Here is a 22,150-nt window from a genome sequence, read left to right as displayed (position 1 = left end):
TCGGGCGCATTCAGTCATCGCTCGAAGCTTCGTCGAGCGCGACGCGGAAGCGCCTGATGTCGCGCTGGAGTTCGCGGTCACAGGGGGCGGTCAGCGTCTCTTCGATGCGTTCGGCGGCCAGCTTGTACAGCGCGATGAGCCCTGTTCGCATCAGGTCACCCAGATTTTCGCGGAAGCCGTCCTCGTCGTTGCGCCACTGCGTGGCCGCGGAGACCAGTTCCGCGTGCGCGTCGTAGTGGCGTGCGAACCACCCGGCGGCCGGGTCGTTGCCGTCCACCTTGGACGCTCCAATGGTATAGACCATTCGCACCGGGAACAGGACCGCTTTGGTCGTGGCCCTGCGGCCCTGCGCAATCAGACTGTCGGGAGTGCGGAGCGTTCGGATGTACTCGTCCGTCCCGAACTTCGTGAGCAGGAACCGGCCGCTGTCCCGAGCCATGTCCGTGCTTGACGGCCGCGTGCACCGACTGCGCAGATCCTCGCCCCGGTACAGGAATCCCGAGTCGAGGAAGTCCGCCCGGTCGACGGCGGGGAACCGGCCACCCTCGCGGTTGTCGGCGAGGTTGGACCACGAGTCCCAGAAGAAGGACAGCCGTTGGCCGGCACTGTCCTCGACCTCGAGTAGGCGCGTGTCCTGATCGATGGCCTCGATGTCGGCGGCGGTGACCGCCGACACGTCGGAGACGATCAGAGCCACGTCGATATCGCTGACCCCTGCGGTGAATCCGCCGTGCGCGAGACTCCCGATACAGAAGGCGGCTTGAAGCCGGTTGCCGAGGCGCTTGTCGGCTGCGGTCACTGCATGACCGACTATTCGGTGGGCTTGGGCGTCGCCATGGGGGATGGTCACGGCACTCCTCGACAGTGGTGGTTTCCCGCACGCGGAGGCGTGTCGGATCCTCGCGGCCCGCACTCGTACGAGGCGGCCGACGACGTGCCACGTTATTGGCCGACTACAGGCCTGGCGCGCCGCGTCCGGGAAGGCCGCCTGACGAGCGCGGTCCCGAAGGAGCCGGGGGCCGACGGAGTACGCCCGAAACCTGCACCGGTGGCCCTGAGGGCATTTGAAGCTCGATGGTTGAGTGTCGGTGTCCGGGCGGCGTCGGGTCGGGCCGATATCGGGCGCCGACACCACAACGAGGGCTGCCCGTCGGCCGGGCGGCCCTCGTTGTGGTGTCGCCTGCGGATACCGCTACGGGCGCGCGAACGCGTAGGCGCGCGTGACGGTTTGGGTCAGGCCGTTTCCGTCCGCGTCCCGGACCGTCGTGCGCAGGGCGACCGCACCGTCCCCGGTTCCCGGGGCTATCGGCGGAACCACCGCGACGTACTTGCCCGCACCTGTCGGCAGAGCCGGCAGCGCATGTCCAGGGTCAGTTCGTACATCTCGCCCTCGGCGTACGCGCTCACCGGTACCCGGATCGCCGGCCTGGCCGGGCTCGTCGCGAGCAGCGTGCCGCCGCGTGGGCCGGCGGCGACGGACGGATTCGCGGACAGCACGACGTCCGCGCTGCCGTGCGCCGGCACGGTGATCCGATCGGCTCCGAGCGTGGTCACGGCCGCCGCGTCGCCGTCGACGCGCAGGTCGAGCGCGACCGGCTCGGCGCCGTCGTTGCGGTAGGTCACGGTCTGGGCGGTCGGTTCGGTACGACCCCACTTCGCGTACAGGTTCACGATGCTGCGGGTCGCGTACACCGACTCGGAGGTTGGGCAGCGAACGCGCTGCCACCGGCCCCCAGTCCTATCGCGAGGGCCAGGGCCCCGATCCGAATCCGGGTGGCCACCCCTCGTCGTCGGGTGCGGCGTGTGGGTCGGTACACGATGTCCTTTCGTCGGCCCGGTGCGGGGCGACACGAATCGCCCGACGGGGACCGGTTTGTGAGGGTCGTGAGGGTCGTCGGTACCTGTGTGGCTGCCGGAAACGGGCAGCACACAGCGCCGGGGCGCCATGGGGACGCGTCCGGTGTCGAGGGGGATGACGTGGCCTGGGGTCGCGGACGTGGAGTGGGCCCGCGCGGTCGTGCCCCTTGCTACTTGCCGGAGCCGAGACGTACGCGCGTCATGGCGTCGAGCAGTTTGCCCTGCGCGTCGTAGAACTGCAGGGAGCCCGATTCGCCGAAACCGGCGCCGTTCGCGAACGGGATCACGTAGAAGGACGCGCCGTTCGGGCCGTTGTTCGTCGGTGTCACGGTGATCGGCGACGCGCCGTTGTGGAACGTCGCAACCACCTTGACCACCTCCGGGGGCACCACTCCGTAGGTGATGGTGCCGAGCGACCCGACGCCGGGCTTGTACAGCGCCGTGTCGCCAATGCCGATCGAGGTCATCCTGGAGGACGCGCCGGATGAGGCCGACGAATCGCCCGGGCTTGATGCGCACCACGTACCGCCGCGGTTGGCGAGGTGCCCGTCGAGTAGCGCCTCGACCACATCGCACGGGGGCTGCCGCACCGCATCGGCGCGGAATGTCTCGGTCGGTCGGGGCGGGGGCGCGTGCACCAGTTCCCAGCGGTGGCCGGCGAGCTCGCCGGAGGCAATCGGGGGCGACTTCGGTGCCGCCTCGGTGGATGTCGCGGTGGTGGACGCACGGTCGGTGGGCGCGCCGACGGTGGGCGTGGCCACGGGCGCCGCGGCCGCGGGCCCGCTCGCCCGGGTGCTCGACCCGGACAGGGATGCCACCGTCAGCGCCAACGCCACGATCACGGCCGCGACCGGCACGCCGATCAGCGTGGCGCGCCTGCGGCGGGCCCGGGTGCCGTCGCGCACGATCCGTGCGTACGGTGCGACCGTCGGCGGCAGGTGCTCGACCTCGGCGGTGAGTTCCGCACGCAGTCGATCTGCGGCGTCAGGCCCGGTCATCGGCAATACTCCTCGACTCGAAGGCGGGCCCCGATCAGACCGGGGTGTGCCCGCAGCTTGGCCAGGCCCTTGGCGGCCTGGCTTTTGACGGTGCCCAGCGTGCAGCCCAGGATCCGGGCCACCTCCAACTCCGGCAGATCGTTCCAATAGCGCAGCACGACGACCGCGCGCTGCCGGACCGGCAGATCGGCGAGCGCCTCTCGCAGCATGTGTTGTTGCTCAAATCGGCCGTACGGGTCGACCCCGATCGACTGCGGCAAGTCGGCGCCGAGTTGCTCGGCCACCCTCCGCTTGCGAAAGCGTTCGGTGTTGGTGTTCACCAGTACTCGATGCAGGTAGGCGTCCGGGTTGTCGGCCCGCTGAACCCGCCGCCAGTGCACATACGCCTTGGTCAACGCGCTCTGCGCAATGTCCTCGGCGATGCCGTGGTCGCCCGTCAACAAGTAGGCGGTACGCACCAGCCCGGTCCAGCGTGACTCGACGAACGCCCGGAAATCCGCCGCCTCTTCACCTTTCACTTCGGCACCTCCGATCACACAGACCGCAGGATCGGCGGCGAAAGTTGCCCGACGTACGATCTTTTTCGCGCACGCGGATCCGGGTGGGGCGGTATCACTCGGGCGTTCACGGCATGGCCGGCCACCCCATCGCGTACGTGGCTGATCGTCCTCGACGACATCGCCGACCCCGACGCCATCCAGCCCTGGTGGCCACCCCCGCCCCCACCCGACCTGACCTACTCCGGTCCGTCACCTTCGTATCCGGGGGTGGCGGACGGCCGTTTCCGGTCCGGGAGCGGACGTTCCCCGTCTGTGTTCGCGGTATGACCTTCGCGCCGCGCTGGACGCGCAATCCCGACCCGTGACCCCGGAGAACTGCCACGACCTCGACTACGGCCTGGTGGAAGTCCCCTACATCACGCGGCCGTTCGGCGCGATGCTGCGGTGGTGGGCACATCCCGATACGGGAACCGCATGCGGACCGCAGGTCGCGGCGTTCACCCCGGGCCCGGTGCCTCCAATCGGACGTCTTCGAACGGATCGCCCGCGACGAAGACCGTGTTGTCCAGCTCTTCAGGTGCCCGCGGCGTCGATCCCGGTGACCGTACTCGCGTCGCCGACGTACACCATGCCGCCGCCCGCCGCCCACGGCACCATCCCCAACATCGTGCCGTTCTGTCGTGCATCGCGGTATTTCCACCGAGTCGTCCCGGTTGCCGCGTCCACGGCCCACAACGTCCCGGCGGAGTCCATGAGGTAGACGTTGCCGAAGTCGTACCGGATCTCCGCGAACATCGCGGACGTCTCCTTGGGCATCGTGCTCTTCCAGCGCAGATCGCCGCTCTTGCCGTCCAGGCAGTACAGGGCCTTCGTGGACCCGGCGAAGACCGTGCTCCCGTCGGTGTCGGACACGCAGTTCGTGAAGGACTCCCCGGCGACCGGGTACGTCCAGGCCTCCTCACCGGTATCCAGGTCGAGCGCGTACACCTTGTCGGTGGCGTAGACGAAGCGACCGGCCGCCCAGCAGGCCGGGCTCTTCACATAGGCGCCGCCGACGGCGCCGTGCACGGGCTTCGTCCAGCCGCGCGCGCCCTTGTTCCCGGCGTCCACCAACTGGAGCGACCGCTGGGTGAGTTGCTCGGCGCTCATCAGGATCCTGGTCCCGGCCGGTGGGATGAACAGGCTGCCGACGTCCGGACCGCTCGCCTCCCAGACGGTCTGCCGCGAGCCGATGTCCAGCGCCCACACGAACTTCGCCAGGAACTGCGCCGGATTGCCGATGTCGTCTCCCGCGACGAGCAGCATTCCGCCGACCACACCCGCGACCCGCGTCGGCGCCCACGTGGTCCGCGGGATCCCGGCGCGCCACTGCTCCGCCCCGGTGACGGGGTCGGCCGCGATGACCGCGTATCCTCCCCTGATCGTGTCGCCGCCAACGAAGTAAACACTCTTGTCGTTGCCGGCGGAGCCATCGGTGCCGCCCTGGTAGCGGGTAATAATCGGTAAATTCCACCGCGAGTTGCCTGTGGGGTCGAACGCGTGCCGACCACCGAAACCGGCGGCGATCGCCATCCCCCCGTAGGAGGACAACGAGACAACCGTGTCGGGAGTGGTCGACGTCCACTTCGGGACAGCGGCGGGGCCGTCGAGGGACCCCTTCTTACCGGTCGGGGCGGGCAGCGGACCATGTGGGGCGGGCGGGGCGGCGGGCGCGGCACTCTGCCCGGTCGGTACGCCGGTCGTCTTCGCGGTGGGGCTGGGACTGCCACCCTTCGCGGCCGAACCACCCTTCCCCGAGCGGGACATCGCGATGGCCGCGCCACCACCCGCGACCGCCACGGCCGCGGCCGCCGACAACCCGATGATCAGCTTCCGCCGACTCGGCGCGCCGGGCGGCGCGATCGGCGGTGGCGCAAAGTCGGGCTCGGGCGGCAGGTATGGCGGCGTCACCTCGGTCGGTGCCGAATGCAGCGGTGGCACGACACCGACCGGTGGCAGCGGCTGCGGCACACCCGTGCCCTGCATCACCTGGTCCGCCGCCATGATGTCGCCGGTCAGCTCCGCCGGTAGCCAGCTCCCGCCGCCGTCGACCGGCCCGTCCCCGACGAAGTCGATCAGCCTGCGCGGAGTCGGCCTTCTCTCGGGCGACTTGTCCAGACACGCCTCGACGGCGTCGCGCATCGAGGCCGGTACCGAGCCGAGTTCGACCGGATCGTTGACGACACGTCTGAGTACGGCCACGGGATGGTCGTCACCGAACGGCCGTATCCCGGAAGCCGCGAACACCAGAGTCGCACCCAGCGCGAACATGTCGCTCGCCGGCGTCACGGCACGTCCGAGCGCCTGCTCAGGCGACATGTAGCCCGGCGACCCCAGCACCGATCCGGTCGTCGTGAAGGCCGTACCGTCCACTGCGCGCGCGATGCCGAAGTCGACGACGTGCGGACCGTCCAGGGCCAGCAGGACGTTGCCGGGCTTGAGATCCCGGTGGACCAGCCCGACCGCGTGGATGCTCTCCAGCGCCTCGGATATCCCGCCCAGCAGCATCCGCAGCGCGCGCTCCGGCAGCGGACCGCGCCGCGCCACCGCTTCGCCCAGTGCGAGGCTGACGACGAACCTGGTTGCCATCCAGGGCAGTTCGCCGTCAGGATCGGCGTCCACCACCGGGGCGGTGAAGGCCCCGGAGACCGCGCGCGCGGCGCTCACCTCGGCCCGGAACCGCGCCCGGAAGCCGCTGTCACCAGCGAGTTCCGGCCGGACCACTTTGACCGCGACCGTGCGTCCTGCCGCCGAACGGCCCAGGTACACCTTGCCCATGCCGCCCGCGCCGAGCCGGCCAAGCAACCGATACGGGCCGATCCGGGCCGGGTCGGTGGAGTCGAGCAGTTCCAATGAGGTCTCCTGGGGTTCTCGGATCGCTCATGATCCGGTCACTCGTGGTCCTGCCGTACAGGGTCCGCTCGCTCATGGTCCCGCTGTACAACGTCCGCTCGCTCATTTTCCGGACGCGTCGAACATGCGCAGGTTCCGGCCGTCGGCGACCCAGACCTTGCCGCCGCCCTCCGCCCGGACCATCCCACCCACCACGTCCTGCCGGGGACTGGCGTACTTCCAGCGCCCGGCACCGGTCACCGGGTCGACGGCCCACAGGCGTGCCGCGCTGTCGGTCACGTACAGCGTATCGTCGGCGATCCGAATCACGCCGGTACCGACCCCGGACAGGGAACCCGTCTCCGGCGTGGTGTTCCACTTCAGTGCCCCGGTTGCCGCGTCCAGGGCGTACAGGCCGGACATCCCGGTGACGTACACCGTGCCGCCGTCCGAACTCGCCACCGGCGAACCGAACTTCTCGGTCCGCGTGGCCGACTTGTAGACCCAGACCTCCTGCCCGGTCGCCGGGTCCACCGCGGTGACCCGGTTTCCGGCGTACACGAACCTGCCGCCTGCGAAGCAGGCACTCTCCAGTCCCGAATACGTCTTGGAGAATGTCGCGCCCGGCACCGGATGCCGCCAACCGGGCTTCCCCGTCGCGGCATCGAGCACCGTCACCTGGCCGTCCCCGGTGCCCGGAACCACCGGCGAACTGCCGACCAGGAGCTGCTTGCCGGTCGCCGGCACGGCCAGCAGCATGCCCGCGTCCGCCCCGGCGTTCGCCCAGAGGGGTTTGCGGGTACCGGTGTCGATGGCCCAGACGGCCTCCTCCACGCTCGACATCCCGCCGGTGCTGCCGATGCGCGCGCCGCTGACGTACATCCGATCGCCCAGCACACCGACGACTGCTTTCCCCGTCCAGGTGAGTGCCGGAGGGGGAGCGACCCACAGCACGTTCCCGGTACCGACGTCGATCGCGACGCAGCCGCTCTTGAGGTCGACCGTGCCGCAGACGTACAGCGTCCCCCCGACGACCAGGCCCGAGGCGATCAGCCCCTGAGGCACCGACGACAGCGACACCGGCCCCCACCGCCGCGCCCCATCCATGTCCAGCCCGGAGATCGATTGCGTGCTGAACGCCACGAGCACGCCGTCGCCGAAGACGAGGCCGTTGATCGAATCATCCACAACCGTGTCGAACCGGACGCTGGCGTCCGGCGCGGCGAGCACCTTCGGCCCGGTCACCGCGTCGCCGGCCTGCTTCGATGGGCTGGGACGTCGCGGGGATTCGTTGTCGTGGAGGAACACCGCCGCCGTACCGATCCCGGCTACGGCGACGGCGCCGCCGGTCCCGATGAGGAGATTGCGGCGACTGATCCCGCGATCCCGCCCGGTCGTCGCTCCGGGCCCGAGCTCGGTGACCCGCTCGTCCCAGCGGGTCGTGTCGACTCCCGGGTCGAGCTGGTCGCCGGACCGCACCGGGGGCAGGGCCGACATCGCCGCGCGGGTAGCCGCGATGTCGGCGGTGAGCGCGTCGGGCAGCCAACCGCCCGCGGGCACCTCCACGCCCAGCCGCTCGATCGCCTCGACCACCTGCGTCGGAGTCGGCCGGTGCGCCGGATCCTTGGCCAGGCAGCTCGCCATCAGGGGCCGGAGCACATTCGGCACGGGGTCCAGATCCGGCTCGGTGCCCACCACCCGGTACAGCAGTGCGTGCCCCGGTCCCTCACCGAACGCCGGCCGACCGGTTGCCGCGTAGTAGGCCGTCGCGCCCAGCGAGAAGATGTCGCTGACCGCGGTGAGCGGGTTCCCGAGCGCCTGCTCCGGCGACATATATCCGGGCGACCCGATGATCGCCCCGGTCCGGGTGTACGAAGTCCCCTCCGCCGCCCAGGTGATGCCGAAGTCGATGACGTGCGGACCGTCCAGCGCGAGCAGCACATTGGACGGCTTGAGGTCGCGATGGATCAACGCGGCGGCGTGCACGCTCTTCAACGCCTCGGCAAGCCCGGCCACCAGCATGCACAGCGCATCGTCGGGCAGCGGCCCATGTGTCGTGATGGCATCGCTCAGCGGTACGCCCGCTACGAACGCCGTTGCCATCCACGGCACTTCGGCATCCGGATCGGCGTCCACGACGGCTGCGGTGAACGCTCCGGACACATTCCGGGCCGCCGCCACTTCCTGGTGGAACCGGGCCCGAAAGCCCGCGTCGCCCGCAAATTCGGGCCGCACCACCTTGACCGCGACCGTGCGGCCACCCACTGACCTGCCGAGGTAGACCCTTCCCATTCCGCCGGCACCGAGCCGGCCGAGCAGAACGTACGGCCCGATCCGTCGCGGATCGGATGCGTCGAGCGCGTCCACGATTCCCCCAGTTCATCGCGGTGGCTGGGAAGCATATGACACCCGACGCGCGAGCCGAGGAAGGACAGCGCGGGCCCGGCCGGACGGCGCCAAGAGCAACTGCCCTGGGGAGTGCGGCTCCATCGCGCCGCGGGCCCGCGCGAGCCGGGTGCACCGAGGGCGGTCCGGAAACGGCTGACACCGGCTCTTGGTGAACCGCGCCACGATCAGGGCTGGCGCGGTGAGCGAGGAGTTCGCTACATCCAGGACGACGACCCCAGCGCGTTTACCCTCATCGTGGAGACGCCGAACGGGCCCCACGGCCTCGCGCCCATGGCGTCGTGCGGGGGCGGAGCAGCGGCCGGCGCACGAGCGCCGCCTGCTCCGGCTGCGCGAAGCGGGGGTGACGGAGGCCGAGTTGGCGCGCCTGCGCTCCCCGATCGGCCTCGACCTGGGCGCACGCACCCCGCAGGAGACTGCGGTGGCGGTACTGGCCGAGATCATTCAGGCCCGCCACGGCGGCACCGCCGGCCCACTCTCCCTCACCAACGGCCGCATCCACCGCTGACCACGAACCGCCCCGGAAGACGCGCATCCCGTGCCGCGCGCCGTGAGCCTTCAGTCACCGACGGACGCGGCCGACGGCCCGGCGCCGTGAGCGGCCCGGCCCCGGAGTGCCAAGGCTCCCCCGACGAGGGCGCCGGTGGCGAACGCGGTCAGTCCGGGGTCGGGAACCACGTCACCCACACCCGACCGGACCGGGCCGCAGCCGCGTTGCAGGCGATCGAGCGGTGCGAACGGGCCCCGGGTGCTGATCCTGACCACGTTCGGACTGGACGAGTACGCGTTCGGGGCGTTGCGCGCGGGCGCGAGCGGATTCCTGCTCAAGGACACCCGCCCGGCCGAACTGCTGGCCGCGATCCGGGTGATCGCCACTGGCGAGGCGCTGTTGGCGCCGCCGGTGACACGGCGGCTGATCGAGGAGTTCGTCAGCCGCCCGGCCGTGCGGCGGCAATCGCTCGCGAGTCTGGAGAGCGTCACCGACCGCGAGCGCGAGGTACTGTACCTGATCGCCACCGGCCTTTCCAACGCCGAGATCGCCGCGCAGTTGTACCTCGCGGTCGGCACGGTCAAGACGCACGTCAGCCGACTGCTGACCAAGCTGGGCGCGCGGGATCGGACCCAACTGGTCATCGCGGCCTACGAGAACGGGCTGGCGGGCGGAGCGGCGACGGCTCAGGCGTGAGCCGCAGGGGCGGCGGGGGCGTTTCGTGCCGCGCGCATCCTCGTCCCGCCGGCGTGTGGCGAGCGTTTCCCGACTGGCGTCGACCGTCAACGTCGACGGCTAGCGTCGGGCCTCCGCGCGGGACGACGGTGACGAGGGAGTGGGCGCGATGGCCGAGACGTGCCTGACAACGAAACGCTGGCGGTAGCGGTGTGGACGGCAATGTGAGGCCAATGTGAGTCCGGCGGTCCCGTTGCCCTCGCGGGCGAAGCCGCAGCCTCTCGCCGTCGCGGCCCGCCGGTGTCACGTTGTGTGAGACGACGAGGGCGATCGTGTCATCGAATCTGCGGCCGGCGCGGACCCTTTCCCCGCGCAACCCCTCGCCCCTCGCCCGGCAACCCGACCAGGTCGTGCCGGGCACTGCGACAGGCGCGAGGCAGCACGATGAGGGGTGCGACGGCGATGACGCCGGCACTTGGGAGCCGAGCCGGCGTGTCGACGACGCCCGCACGATGCCCCACACCCTGCGCACCCTCGAAGCCACCGACGAGACCACCGCCACGCTGACCGTCCTGACCGGCTTCGACCGGGACCTCGCCGCCGAGGCCACCCGCACCGGAAATCGCGTCCGCGGCCTCCTCACCAGTTCCATCCCGACCTTTGCATATGTCGCAGACGACATATATCGTCGGTCGAGCGGACACGCTCTTCACGATCGAGCTGGAGCCCGAGGTGCGGCACTGGCTGGAAACGCTTCCAGCGAAGCACTTCCTCAAGGTCGACGAGTACGTCGGGCTGCTCGCCGAACACGCCACGGCCCTCGGCGAACCGTACGCGAGACACCTCGGCGACGGCCTCAGGGAACTGCGCCCCACCCTGGACGGCGCCGCCATGCGCATCACTTACTGGCTCACCCCCGGCCGCACCGCCGTCCTGCTCACCGTCTTCCGCAAGACGCGGATGCGCGAGGAGGCCGAGGTCAAGCGCGCCAAGGTCGCGCAACAAACCTGCGAGGCCCACCACGGCCCAGCGCACGAGGAATTCGTCCGCACCATCGAGGAAGGCGAGGCAGAGCGATGAACCACAGCCGCTGGAAGACCCTGCGCGAGCGCAAGCTCGCCGAAGGCTTCACCGAGCCCGCCGACGTGACCGAGGCCCGCCACGAGATCCGGCTGTCCATGGCCCTCGCCCAGGCCGTCCACGAACGGCGCACCGCACTCGGCCTCACCCAGAGCGAACTGGCCGACCGCGCCGGGCTGACCCAAGCGAAGATCTCACGGATCGAAGGCTCCGACACCGTCCCGACACTGCCCCTCCTCGCGAAGCTGGCCAAGGCCATGGACGCCTCGCTCAACATCGCCCTGGACGGCGACAACACCCAGGTGACCTTCACCGCACACCACAGCGACGTAGCCTGAAAATCGCAAGACCACACCCGGGCAGCGGCCTGACGAGTGGTCAGTGCCGAGTGCGAGGCTCCGACGCCGCCGCTGCACGATATGGCGGCGGCCGTACTGCCCCGCCGCGCCATCTCATGCGCGTCAAGCCCGGGCGGGCGCTCCAGCGGATGCACTTGTCGCCGGTGCGGGGGTCCCGGGGATCTCGACAAAGGGCGTCGAGGACATCGCTGCCCACGTAAGGCCCTCACCATCGCCAGGGGCAGAGGGAGCGCGCACACCCTGGCGGTCTGCGTCCGGCGGGATCCTTGCAGGCGTCACCCGGATCTTCGCCGTCACGGCGCGTGACATGGACGCGCTGGGCATGTTCGACGGTCTCGGCGACTCGCTTCGAGTTCTTCGACAGGTCGGAGAAGGCCACGGCAGGAGTGGACATGGCCCCCCGAGTAGTTCGGAATATGTTCCGAAGTCAAAGCTTGGGCGTGATCTCGCCAACCCGACGAGGGAGCCGATGGAGCCCACTGCCGACTACCACCATCGACCGCCGAACTGCGGGACGGACTGCGGTGGTCGGGAATCTCGCTGTGCCCGTGCTCCATCCGCGCGAGGCGCGGAACGGCGACCGGTCAAGGCCGTTTCCCGGCCGTCAACCGCGCGAGGGCGGCCAGGGCCAGGGCCAATTTTGCTTGCATGTCGGCGGTCGCGTCGACAGTTAGGCCGGGCTCGTCCGGCTGCAGTGGCTGTAGCGCCTCGTACTGGGACTCCAGGAGCCATGGCGGCATGAAGTGGCCGGTCCGGTCGGAGAGTCGGGAGCGGGCGGCCTCGCGTTCCAGCTCCAGATAGAGGAACCACACGCCTGGCCCGGCGGCGCGAAAGATGTCCCGGTATCTGCGCTTGAGGGCGGAGCAGGAGAGGACCGCCCCGGTTCGCGCACCTGCGGTTTCGGTAATCCAGGCGGCGAGGTTCCGCAGCCACGGCTCGCGATCATCGTCGTCGAGCGGGCGCCCCGACGCCATCTTCTTGATGCTCGCGAGCGGGTGGAAGTCGTCTCCCTCGGCGAAGGGCACCTTGAGGCGCCCGGACAGCCGCCGCGCGACGGTGGACTTCCCCGCCGCGGACACGCCCATGACCACGACAATTGCCGGAACTCGGCCCGATGTCCCCATTGCCCTCTCCCGGGCGGCGTGACGCGGCGGCCCCGCCGCAAGCCACAGCGCAGCTCGGCCGTTGACGCCGTCCGGCGCCACCGGAACAACCTCGTCCCGCCCACCCATATTGCCCCTTCACCAATTGTTACCTGCGCGCCACGCCAGGCCAGGCACCGTGGTGCACCCGCACGGCGCCCTCGGCTGCCACGGAGCGGACGCGTCCGGGGCCAGAGCGCGGTCCGCACTGCGCTGAGGGGCGACGCACGCGACTGCTCCGAAGGAGCGAGTCGCGTGCGTCGCCCGAGACAGGCAGGGGAGTGCACCGGCGATCGTGGTGGCTCGGTGCCCTTTCGGCCGAGGACGGGAGAGCGTGATGACCGCAGGTGCAGACGCGGCAGGTGCCGCCGTCAAATTCCCCAAGGCAGAAGGCCCTGGTGACCGGGGGGAATTCCGGCATCGGCAAGGCAACCAGCGATCGCCCTCGGGCGCGCGGGGCGATGTGGTCGTCGACTACGTCTTCGGCTGCGAGGACGCGGACGCGGTGGTCCAGGAGTTCGAGTCCTTCGGAGTACGGGCCTACGCCCACTAGGCGGATGTCTCGCAGGAGGACCAGGTCGTCGCGATGGTCGCGCGCATGGTCGAACTCGGGCACGAGGCAATTGCCCTCGAGGTCCCCCGATGTGCTGAGAGCGGACCGGTTCACGTCGCGCGGCGGCCGATCGGATGAACGGCACCGCGGCCGGCACCCTGTTTCACCGGCGCGCGCCGGACGGCTGCCTAGCATGACCGACGTCGGATGTCCTCATTCGGGCGTGTGGTCATGCCGTCGCGGCGGACCCGGTCCCGTCCAAGGCGCTCGCGGCGGGCCCATGGCGCCGCCACACCGACCGCACGTCGGCCCCCGCCGGGTCGGCAACGTCGATGCTCGTCACCAGGAGGCCGGGATGGACCTGACCCACTTCAGGATGGTGCTGCCGCCTGCGCTGACCCAGCCGACCATCGATCTGCTCACCGCGGACGGTCACGTCCTCAACCTCGTGGTCGTGAAGTCGGCGGCGCACTCACCGGACGGTGACGCGCTCGAATGCGATGTGATGAAGGGCGCCGCCAACAGTGTGCTGGACGGTCTGCGCGAACTGGGCGTCGACCGCATGGGGTCGATCGCCGTCGACGACGTCGAGATGATGTTCTCGCGGCGTGCGGGGCAGATGGAGGCCGACGAACCGAGCACACTCGTCCACACGCCGCTGTGGGCCGCGGTCGAGGCCCACATCCGGGCGGAGGGCACCTATCTGCCGTCCTTCTACCTGTTCCTGGTCATCGCCGGGCTCATCGGTTCGGTCGGCATCATGTCGAATTCCCAGATCCTCATCGTGGCCGCCATGGTGGTCGGCCCGGAGTACAACGCGATCGCCGGTGTCGCGCTCGGATTCGACCGCGGCAACCGTCGCAGGGTGCGCGAGGGCGCACGCGCGCTGACGGTCGGTTTCCTGCTGGCCATCGTCGTCACCTTCGGTTTCGCGGTGCTGTCGCGGGCCGCCCACTTCGAGACCGAGGCATTTCAGCGGGGCGTGCGGCCCGTCTCCCAGCTCATCGACACGCCCAACTTCTTCTCACTGGTCGTGGCCTCCCTCGCCGGGATCGTCGGCATCGTCTCGCTCACCGAGGCACGCGCAAGCGCACTCCTCGGCGTCTTCATCTCCGTGACCACGATTCCGGCCGCCTCGGACATCGCCGTCTCGCTCGCCTTCGCCTACTGGTCCGAGGCATGGGGTTCGCTGCTCCAACTCCTGCTGAACGTGGTCGTCCTCGTCATCGTCGGCTTCCTCACCCTTCGCCTGCAACGACGGCTCTGGCGGCGCGCGAGTCGACGGGCCGGTGCGGAGGTGGAGGAGTAGCAGGAGGCGAAAGGGCACGTCAACGGCCGACGGACCGACGGGTCCGGCTCAGCAGGCCGGTGCCGAGTCCTCGGCCTAGGCTGGTCGGAGGCGGCCGCGGCATCCGAATGACGACACGTGCTGAAAGAGGCGCCCCGATGGACAAGTACCCACTGATCGAGAACCACGGTCTGATCGGTGATCTGCAGACCGCGGCGCTGGTGACCACCGACGGAACAGTCGACTGGTTCTGCTGTCCACGCTTCGACTCACCCAGCGTGTTCGGTGCTCTGCTGGACAAGGACAAGGGCGGACACTGCACGATCCGGCCGGCCCACGAGACGTACGCGACCAAGCAGTTGTACCTGCCCGACACGGCGATCCTCGTGACCCGGTTCATGACGGAGGCAGGCGCCGGCGAGGTGGTCGATTTCATGCCGGTGACCGGCACGACGGTCACCCCTCGCCACCGGCTGGTCCGCATGGTCCGCTGCGTGCGCGGCAGCATGACCTTCGACGTCGACATCGCGCCGCGGTTCGACTACGGGCGCAAGCCGCACGAGGTGCACGTCACCGAGCAGGGAGCGGTGTTCGCCTCGGACGGACTGGAACTGACCGTGCACACGGTCCGTGAACCGGACGACGAGCGATTGCTGAACTTCGTCAGGAGCGGGAACGACCTGCACTTCTCGCTGAGCCTGCAAGCAGGCCAGCAGCGCGGACTGGTTCTGGAGTCCGCCGCCGACGGGCCGCCCAGAGAGATCCGGCTCGCCGAATACCAGCAGCTCTTCGACGACACCATCCGGTACTGGCGGTCCTGGCTGAGCAAGTCGCGGTACTCGGGACGCTGGCGCGGGATGGTGGAACGCTCCGCCGTGACGCTGAAGCTCATGACCTACGCCCCCAGCGGCGCCGTGGTGGCCGCCCCCACGGCGGGGCTGCCCGAACAACTTGGTGGCGAGCGCAACTGGGACTACCGGTTCACCTGGATCCGGGATGCCTCCTTCTCCGTGTACGCCCTGCTGGGCATGGGATTCACGGAAGAGGCGAAGGCGTTCATCGCGTGGCTCGGCGAACGGATCAAGGAACGGGCCGGCGCCGACGGGGCCTCCGGGCCGCTGAACATCATGTACGCGGTCGACGGCTCCTCCGATCTGAAGGAGGAAGTCCTGGAGCACTGGGAAGGCTACGAGCGGTCGGCCCCCGTACGCATCGGGAACGGCGCCGCAACGCAGCTCCAACTCGACATCTACGGCGAGGCGATCGACAGCATCTACTTCGCGCACGGGCACGGGATCCATCCGGGACACCGGGGATGGACCGAGATGATCACCGTCCTCGACTGGCTGGCGGACCACTGGGACCAGGCCGGCGAGGGCCTGTGGGAGACCCGTGGCGGCCGCGAGCACTTCACCTACGGCCGCGTGATGTCCTGGGTGGCGTTCGACCGCGCGCTACGGCTCGCGGACGCCAGCGGCCGCCCCGCCGCGGCCGAACGCTGGAGCCGCGAGCGGGACGCGATCTACGAACAGGTGATGGCCAAGGGGTGGAACGAATCGCGCGGAGCCTTCGTCCAGCACTACGGCGGCGACGTGCTCGACTCCTCACTGCTGCGCCTGCCGACGGTCGGCTTCATCACCCCCGAGGACCCGATGTGGGCCTCCACGCTGGACGCGATGGAGCAGGAACTGGTCACCGACAGCCTGGTCTACCGGTACAACCCGGAGGCATCGCCCGACGGACTGCGCGGGTCCGAGGGCACTTTCTCGCTGTGCACCTTCATGTACGTCGACGCGCTGGCACGCGCCGGGCGGACCGACCAGGCCAGGCTCGTGCTGGAGAAGATGTTCGGGTACGCCAACCACCTCGGCCTGTACTCCGAGGAGATCGCCCTCACGGGTCGGCAACTCGGCAACTTTCCACAGGCATTCACCCACCTGGCGCTCATCGACGCGGCCATCACCCTGGATGCGGCTCTGAACCGGCGATCGTAGTCGGCCCGGGCTTCTGTGCGCCGGTGGACTACGCGGAGCCGTGCGGTACCGGTCCGAGGAGCACGAGCGTGTCTCCTGCGGCCGAAGCGACCTCCTGTGCTGCGATGACCGGTTCGAGGCGGCCGTCGACCCGTACGACGAAGAGGGTTTCGTGTCCCGGGGGCCTCGGGTCGGAGGCCGGCTGCACGACAAAGCGGGCTCCTCGTTCATAGAGGGCCGCCAGGGTGTTCCGGACGAGGCCGGGGGTGAAGAGGATGCCGTCGCCGGTGTACGGGGCGACGATGCCCTGGCCGCCGGGGGGCGGGCCGATGCGGTAGACCCCTTCATCGAGTCTGTTCCGCACGACCACCGAGGCAAGCGCGTTGAAGTCGTCGTCGTCCGTGAGCAGGAGGACCGCTGTGATTCCCTCCAGTCGGGCTTCGGGATCGGTTACCGTGGCCAGGAGTTCTCCTGCGGCCAGCTCGATCCCCGCTTCCCTGATCCGGTCTCGTTCCTGCGCGAGTCCGGCCAACATCAGCACATCCAGACCGGCCGCGCGCAGCGACCGCGCGAGGTCGATCACCCAGGGGTCGCCGCCCACCAGCAGGGGCCGGGCCCGCGCCGGCCGGACGACGCCGAGCCTGGCGGCCACCGGCCTCGCCGTCAGCGCGTAGACGAGGACAGTACCGACAATCACCAGGAAGGTGATGGGCAGGATCTTGTCGGCGCCGTGCACTCCCTTGTCGGCCAGCGTGGCGGAGAACGTCGAGGCAGTGGCGGCGGCAACGATACCCCGGGGCGCCATCCAGCCGATGAACCTCCGCTCCCCGGAGCCGACGTCGGTCCATGCCGCCACGCAGACGGCGACCAGTGGTCTCACCACCAGGACGAGTGCGGCGACGAGGGCCAGCGAGGGAAGAAGCACGGGCACAACGGATTCCGGCGCGACCCTGGCCGAGATGGAGACGAACAGCAGACCGATGACCAGTTCGACGACGGTTTCGAAGAAGGGCCGGCGTGCCGGCATGTCGAATCCGGGCAGGTTCGCCAGCGCCATACCGATGACGATCGCCGCGATGAGCCCGGTGTCGTCGAACACGATGTCGCATCCCGCAGACACCGCGACGACGGTCGCCAGCTGCGCGAGCGTCCCCAGTGGCCCGCCGAGCCGCAGCCTTTGCAGTGCCAGCCACAACAGTGCGACGCCGACCGCGCCGCCTGCCAGCCCGACGGCCATGCTCTCCGAGAAGGTGCCGAACCGGAATCCTTGCCTTTCCTGGGATCGGACGATGCCATGGAAGACGACCGCACCGAGGATGCCCCCGAGGGGGTCGATCAGGGACCCTTCCCAGATCAGGATCCTGCGCACCCGGTCGGTCGGTCGGACATGGTCGAGCAGGGGGCCGACCACGGTCGGTCCGGACACCACGAGGATCACGCCGAGCATCACCGCCACCGCGAGCGGGACGTCGAACAGCGCCATGACCAGTCCCAGACAGGCTCCCCAGGTGATGAAGACCCCCAGCACGACCAGTCGTGCCACCACCTGCCGCGTCTCTCCCTTCAGATACCGCAGGTCGAGGCCCAACCCGGCGTCGTAGAGGATGATGGCCACCGTGATCGAGACCAGGGCCGGGAAGTGGGGTGCCAGCCGGTCGGGGTGGATGACGTCGGTGAGTGCTCCGGCGGTGAAGCCGACGGGCAGCAGCACGACCAGTGAGGGAACACGCAGCTGATGCGCCAGGATCTGGGAACCCACTGCGAGCACGACGATCAGGCCGATGCCCAGCAGGAACCGCTCTTCGCTCACGGCGTCTCGTCCCTGTCGAAACGCCGTTGCGCAGCCGTCACTCTCCCCACGGCGTGATCCCCCACCGGATGGTGTGCTGTTCGCCGGGGCCGAGGCTGATCAACCCGGTACCACTCCGGAAGGCGTCCCCCGGGCAGGTCATCGGCTCGATGGCGATCGCGCGCCGGCGCTCCCCCGGCGGGAGGGTGTCGCCTGTGTAGAGCTGTACGTAGTCGGCGCCTTCACCGAGCCACACGTCCGTACCGAACGCACCCGACGGGTGGGCGAGGCGAACCACGGCCAGCCCGTCCGCCCCCCGGTCGAGGTCGCCGAACGGGGTGTCCAGCCGGCGAGCTCCGACGGCCTGCGGCGTACAAAAGTCGTACGCAGTCCCGGCGACCGGCTCGGCGGCGACCGGCAGCCCGCGCTCGTCGGTGCGCAGCCACGTCCGGGCGGGGACGGTCAGCACCGCCTGGTCGACGACGGCGGTGCCCGCCGTGAAGTAGGGATGCTGGCCGAAGCCGTAGGGTGCGGCACTCGCGCCGAGGTTGCGCGCGGTGACGGCGACCTCGAGCCCGCCCTCGCCCAACGCGTACTCGGCGCGGACATGGAGGTGAAATGGGTAGCCCGGTTGCGGCCACAGCGGAACGTCCAGGACGACCCGGCTGTCGCTCGTTTCCACGACCCGCCACGCCACCCACCGAAGCAGCCCGTGGATGGCGTTGCCGGCCGTCGGCTCGGTGAGCGGAAGCTGCCGGTCCTGCCCGTCCCAGCGGTAGCGGCCGTCCCGGATCCGGTTGGGCCACGGCACCAGGATCTGGCCGCGCCCGCCGGTGATCCGGTCCTGTTCGGCGAATCCCTCGACCACGGCGCGTTCACCGACCCCGTACGACCGGAGCGCCGCGCCCAACTCGACGACGACGGCACGGTGCGGGCCGTGGCGGAGGGTTAGTTGTCGTCCTGTGGGGCTCTCCTGCACTCGTGGCCTCCTCCGGTCCGCCCGGCAGGCGTCCTCGGACGCGGGCGTAGTGGCGGCCGGCGGTGTCGGCCCTCGTCAGGAGCGTGCGGTCCCGCGCCGGCCCGGTCAAGCACGACACGTACCCGCGGGCGGAATCGGCCGGCACGTTCGCTCACTGGGCCCACCGGCGGCAGCCGGACGGGTGGTTGCCGAGCACCGCCACCTGACGGCTTCACCTGCCGCCCGATCGCCCGCCGCGCCGGCCGATACGCCGGCCGTGGGTGAGCGGTCGTCGACCGCAGCGGCCTGGCACGGGCCACCGAGTCGGCCGATAGTGGATGTAGGGGGCTATTTCCGAGACTTCGGAGCAGCCATGGACCGCTACCCTCCCATCGTCGGGCACGGCTTGGTGGGCTACCTCGTCATGCCGGCCGCCACCCTCGACCAGGCGCTCGACGCCGACCAGGGGCGCTGACCCATGGCCACGCACGCCCGTCCGGCAGGACCGCCGGGGCTGACCGAGGACGAGTTCGGTGCGCTGTATCGGCGCCTGCTCGCGCGCGCCGCCTGGGCCGCGGGTGCCCGGGGTGCTCTGGACGCGCTCACTCCCGCCCGGGTGGTGGCCGCCACCCGGGAGGTGCGGACCGGCCGGACGATCACGCTTGCCGCACCGGTGGAGATTCGGCCCGGTCCGGACAACCCGGAGCCCGCGAGGCACACGATGAGTGGGCCGGCCGGGAGCGACGCCGCGCGCGGTCTCCACTTCGCGCGGGACGGCTTCGCGATGAACGTGCACGGTGACGCCGACAGTCACCTCGACGCCCTATGCCACGTGATCTACGACGGCACGCTGCACGGCGGCGTGCCCGCGAGCACCGTCATGGCGGGCGGGGCCACAGCGCTCACCGTCGAGGCGGCTCGCGACGGGATCGTCGGACGCGGCGTGTTGCTGGACATTCCGCGGCTGCGCGGCGTGCCGTGGCTCGAACCGGGTGATCACGTGACCGCCGACGACCTCACCGCGGCCGAGACCGCCCAGCACGTCCGCGTGACCGACGGCGACCTCCTGTTCGTCCGGGTCGGCCACCGCCGACGCCGCGCCGAACTGGGAGCCTGGCACGCGGCGGGCGAGCGCGTCGGGCTCCATCCGTCCGCGCTGGAGTTCCTGGCGGACCGGCGGGTCGCCGTGCTCGGCGGCGACGGGAACAACGACACCGCGCCGAGCTCCACCGAGGGCGTCGACTTCCCCGTGCATGTGCTGGCGATTCACGCCATGGGCCTTCACCTGTTGGACTACCTGCAGTTCGAGGACCTGGCGCCGGTCTGCGAGGCGGAGGGGCGCTGGTCGTTCCTGTGCGTGATCGCCCCGCTGAGGCTGCCGCAAGCCACCGGCTCACCCGTCAATCCGATCGCCGTCCTGTGACCCCGGCGCCCATGGTCGTGGTTCACACCTGTTCGGCTCCGTCGAGTCGCCGCCACTCGTCCCGCCCGATAATTTGAGATTTGGCGGCAAATGCTCCGATTGTGTGAGTTTCACCCGGAGCAACACCGCACCGGGCCTTCCGGGCGACCGCTACGGCCAGGACAGCCAACGACGCCGAGAACGACGCCTAGACAGGACCTCACATGGCCGACGATCAGCACTACGACGTCATCATCATCGGTACCGGAGCGGGCGGCGGTACGCTCGCCCACCGGCTGGCCCCCACCGGCAAGCGGGTGCTGATCCTGGAGCGCGGCGACTATCTGCCGCGGGAGCGGGACAACTGGGACTCCACCGCCGTCTTCGTCAAGGGCAAGTACCGTGCCCCCGAGTTCTGGTACGACAAGCACGGCGACCAATTCCCACCCGAGGTCAACTACTACGTCGGGGGCAACACCAAGTTCTACGGCGCCGCGCTCTTCCGGCTCCGGCCCGAAGACTTCGGCGAGCTGCGCCACCACGACGGCGTCTCACCCGCCTGGCCGATCCGCTACGAGGACCTGGAGCCGTACTACACCCAGGCCGAGCACCTCTACCTGGTGCACGGCCGGCACGGCGAGGACCCCACCGAGGGGCCGACCAGCGCGCAGTACGCCTATCCGCCGGTGGAGCACGAGGCGCGAATCCAGCAGCTCAACGACGATCTGGAGAAGGCCGGGCTGCACCCCTTCCACCTTCCCATCGGCGTGAACCTCACCCAGGACGCGACCGGCCGGGCCACCCATGACAGCGTCTGCATCCGCTGCGACCGGGTCGACGGCTTCCCCTGCCTGATCGGCGCCAAGTCCGACGCGCAGGTGATCTGCGTCGACCCGGCACTCAAGCACGACAACGTCACGATGGTGACGGGCGCCCATGTGCGACGCCTGGAGACCGACCCGACCGGACGCACCGTCACCAGGGTCGTCGCCGAACTCGGGGACGGAACGACCGAGGGATTCCGGGCCGACATCGTGGTGGTCGCCGCCGGCGCGGTCAACTCCGCCGTCCTGCTGCTCCGTTCGGCCAACGACAAGCACCCCGGCGGCCTGGCCAACAGCTCGGACGTGGTGGGACGCCACTACATGCGGCACAACAACCTGGCGCTGATGGCGGTGTCGAAGGAACCAAACCCCACCAGGTTCCAGAAGACCCTGGCCCTGAACGACTGGTACCTGGGCGCGGACGACTGGGCCTACCCGCTCGGGGGCATCCAGATGCTCGGCAAGTCGGATACCGACCAGATCCACGGCGAGGCGCCGCGCTGGGCCGGTGCGGTCTCGCCCGACCTGCCGTTCGAGGTGCTGGCGCACCACGCCGTCGACTTCTGGCTGTGCGGGGAGGACCTCCCGCTGCCCGACAGCCGCGTCACCCTCGACAAGGACGGCGACATCCACCTGGCTCTCGACGAGAAGAACAACATCGCCGGGTTGAAGCGCCTCCAGCACAAGCTGCAGAAGATGCTCGGGCGTCTGGGCATGCACGAGCACCATCTGCTGCCGCACAGCATCTATCTGCACAAGGGCATGCCGATCGGCGCCACCGCGCACCAAGCCGGCACCGTTCGGTTCGGGGACGACCCGAAGAGTTCGGCACTCGACGTCGACTGCAAGGCCCACGACCTCGACAACCTGTACGTCGTGGACACCAGTTTCTTCCCCAGCATCGGTGCGGTGAACCCGTCCCTGACCGCCATCGCCAACGCCCTGCGGGTGGGCGACCACATCGCCGCCCGACTGAGCTGACAAA

The 22,150-nt window shown here is 69.9% G+C and carries 15 protein-coding genes and 4 pseudogenes; 10 read left to right on the top strand and 9 right to left on the bottom strand.

Translation table 11 applies throughout. The features are described 5' to 3' along the window. Window positions 1-10: 10 nt before the first annotated feature. The 6 genes from ABZS54_RS12305 to ABZS54_RS12280 form a co-directional block, all read right to left on the bottom strand. The gene (locus ABZS54_RS12305) at window positions 11-850 is read right to left on the bottom strand and encodes a hypothetical protein (protein ID WP_355533911.1); all 840 of its coding nucleotides are present in this window, start codon (window positions 848-850) and stop codon (window positions 11-13) included. 452 nt (window positions 851-1,302) lie between these two features. Further along, complete coding sequence (locus ABZS54_RS12300; protein WP_355533909.1) at window positions 1,303-1,692, bottom strand: hypothetical protein; 390 nt, start codon at window positions 1,690-1,692, stop codon at window positions 1,303-1,305. A 335-nt stretch (window positions 1,693-2,027) separates the two neighbouring features. Continuing rightward, entirely contained in the window at window positions 2,028-2,855 is an 828-nt protein-coding gene (locus tag ABZS54_RS12295; protein ID WP_355533907.1) for a hypothetical protein, read from the bottom strand. Continuing rightward, window positions 2,852-3,373, bottom strand: coding sequence for a SigE family RNA polymerase sigma factor (locus ABZS54_RS12290; protein WP_355533905.1), 522 nt, complete (start codon window positions 3,371-3,373; stop codon window positions 2,852-2,854). The genes ABZS54_RS12295 and ABZS54_RS12290 overlap by 4 nt, the downstream gene beginning before the upstream one ends. A gap of 555 nt (window positions 3,374-3,928) precedes the next feature. Further along, window positions 3,929-6,247, bottom strand: a complete 2,319-nt coding sequence (locus ABZS54_RS12285; RefSeq protein WP_355533903.1) for a PQQ-binding-like beta-propeller repeat protein — start codon at window positions 6,245-6,247, stop codon at window positions 3,929-3,931. Between the two features lie 102 nt (window positions 6,248-6,349). Then, entirely contained in the window at window positions 6,350-8,593 is a 2,244-nt protein-coding gene (locus tag ABZS54_RS12280; protein ID WP_355533901.1) for a serine/threonine-protein kinase, read from the bottom strand. A gap of 355 nt (window positions 8,594-8,948) precedes the next feature. Between ABZS54_RS12280 and ABZS54_RS12275 the strand changes: the two are divergent. From ABZS54_RS12275 to ABZS54_RS12255, 5 genes and pseudogenes are all read left to right on the top strand, one after another. Then, window positions 8,949-9,140, top strand: a pseudogene (locus tag ABZS54_RS12275) (XdhC family protein); the annotation flags it as partial. Between the two features lie 237 nt (window positions 9,141-9,377). Beyond that, window positions 9,378-9,818, top strand: a pseudogene (locus ABZS54_RS12270) (response regulator transcription factor); the annotation flags it as partial. A gap of 476 nt (window positions 9,819-10,294) precedes the next feature. Further along, a pseudogene (locus ABZS54_RS12265) lies at window positions 10,295-10,441 on the top strand (transposase); the annotation flags it as partial. A gap of 22 nt (window positions 10,442-10,463) precedes the next feature. Beyond that, complete coding sequence (locus ABZS54_RS12260; protein WP_355533899.1) at window positions 10,464-10,877, top strand: type II toxin-antitoxin system RelE/ParE family toxin; 414 nt, start codon at window positions 10,464-10,466, stop codon at window positions 10,875-10,877. Then, entirely contained in the window at window positions 10,874-11,215 is a 342-nt protein-coding gene (locus ABZS54_RS12255; RefSeq protein ID WP_355533956.1) for a helix-turn-helix transcriptional regulator, read from the top strand. The genes ABZS54_RS12260 and ABZS54_RS12255 overlap by 4 nt, the downstream gene beginning before the upstream one ends. Before the next feature lie 605 nt (window positions 11,216-11,820). Here ABZS54_RS12255 and ABZS54_RS12250 read toward each other — a convergent pair. Then, window positions 11,821-12,321, bottom strand: coding sequence for a gluconokinase (locus ABZS54_RS12250; RefSeq protein WP_355533897.1), 501 nt, complete (start codon window positions 12,319-12,321; stop codon window positions 11,821-11,823). 404 nt (window positions 12,322-12,725) lie between these two features. Here ABZS54_RS12250 and ABZS54_RS12245 point away from each other — a divergent pair. From ABZS54_RS12245 to ABZS54_RS12235, 3 genes and pseudogenes are all read left to right on the top strand, one after another. After that, a pseudogene (locus ABZS54_RS12245) lies at window positions 12,726-12,928 on the top strand (SDR family NAD(P)-dependent oxidoreductase); the annotation flags it as partial. Window positions 12,929-13,286: 358 nt separating this feature from the next. Continuing rightward, window positions 13,287-14,240, top strand: coding sequence for a DUF389 domain-containing protein (locus ABZS54_RS12240; protein WP_355533895.1), 954 nt, complete (start codon window positions 13,287-13,289; stop codon window positions 14,238-14,240). A gap of 137 nt (window positions 14,241-14,377) precedes the next feature. After that, window positions 14,378-16,213: a glycoside hydrolase family 15 protein gene (locus ABZS54_RS12235; RefSeq protein WP_355533893.1), complete on the top strand. Its 1,836-nt coding sequence runs from the start codon at window positions 14,378-14,380 to the stop codon at window positions 16,211-16,213. A 28-nt stretch (window positions 16,214-16,241) separates the two neighbouring features. On the opposite strand, the gene ABZS54_RS12230 is transcribed toward ABZS54_RS12235, so the two are convergent. Further along, window positions 16,242-18,002 (bottom strand): cation:proton antiporter, encoded by a 1,761-nt coding sequence (locus ABZS54_RS12230; protein WP_355533891.1) that lies wholly within the window; start codon window positions 18,000-18,002, stop codon window positions 16,242-16,244. 37 nt (window positions 18,003-18,039) lie between these two features. Beyond that, window positions 18,040-18,960: an aldose 1-epimerase family protein gene (locus ABZS54_RS12225; protein WP_355533889.1), complete on the bottom strand. Its 921-nt coding sequence runs from the start codon at window positions 18,958-18,960 to the stop codon at window positions 18,040-18,042. A 457-nt stretch (window positions 18,961-19,417) separates the two neighbouring features. Between ABZS54_RS12225 and ABZS54_RS12220 the strand changes: the two genes are divergently transcribed. Together ABZS54_RS12220 and ABZS54_RS12215 are read left to right on the top strand one after the other, a co-directional pair. Beyond that, entirely contained in the window at window positions 19,418-20,362 is a 945-nt protein-coding gene (locus tag ABZS54_RS12220; protein WP_355533887.1) for a cyclase family protein, read from the top strand. A gap of 203 nt (window positions 20,363-20,565) precedes the next feature. Continuing rightward, entirely contained in the window at window positions 20,566-22,146 is a 1,581-nt protein-coding gene (locus ABZS54_RS12215; protein WP_355533885.1) for a GMC family oxidoreductase, read from the top strand. Window positions 22,147-22,150: the final 4 nt, after the last annotated feature.

The sequence above is a fragment of the Embleya sp. NPDC005575 genome (genome assembly GCF_040605455.1).
GTDB lineage: Bacteria > Actinomycetota > Actinomycetes > Streptomycetales > Streptomycetaceae > Embleya.
The sequence above is the reverse complement of the archived record's forward strand: the minus strand, read 5'-3'. Positions and strand labels throughout refer to the sequence as shown.

Coding starts and splice junctions, on each gene's coding strand:
- ABZS54_RS12215 (WP_355533885.1), top strand. CDS start 20,566: ATGGCCGACGATCAGCACTACGACGTCATCATCATCGGTACCGGAGCG.
- ABZS54_RS12295 (WP_355533907.1), bottom strand. CDS start 2,855: ATGACCGGGCCTGACGCCGCAGATCGACTGCGTGCGGAACTCACCGCC.
- ABZS54_RS12235 (WP_355533893.1), top strand. CDS start 14,378: ATGGACAAGTACCCACTGATCGAGAACCACGGTCTGATCGGTGATCTG.
- ABZS54_RS12250 (WP_355533897.1), bottom strand. CDS start 12,321: ATGGGCGTGTCCGCGGCGGGGAAGTCCACCGTCGCGCGGCGGCTGTCC.
- ABZS54_RS12255 (WP_355533956.1), top strand. CDS start 10,874: ATGAACCACAGCCGCTGGAAGACCCTGCGCGAGCGCAAGCTCGCCGAA.
- ABZS54_RS12240 (WP_355533895.1), top strand. CDS start 13,287: ATGGACCTGACCCACTTCAGGATGGTGCTGCCGCCTGCGCTGACCCAG.
- ABZS54_RS12220 (WP_355533887.1), top strand. CDS start 19,418: ATGGCCACGCACGCCCGTCCGGCAGGACCGCCGGGGCTGACCGAGGAC.
- ABZS54_RS12260 (WP_355533899.1), top strand. CDS start 10,464: ATGTCGCAGACGACATATATCGTCGGTCGAGCGGACACGCTCTTCACG.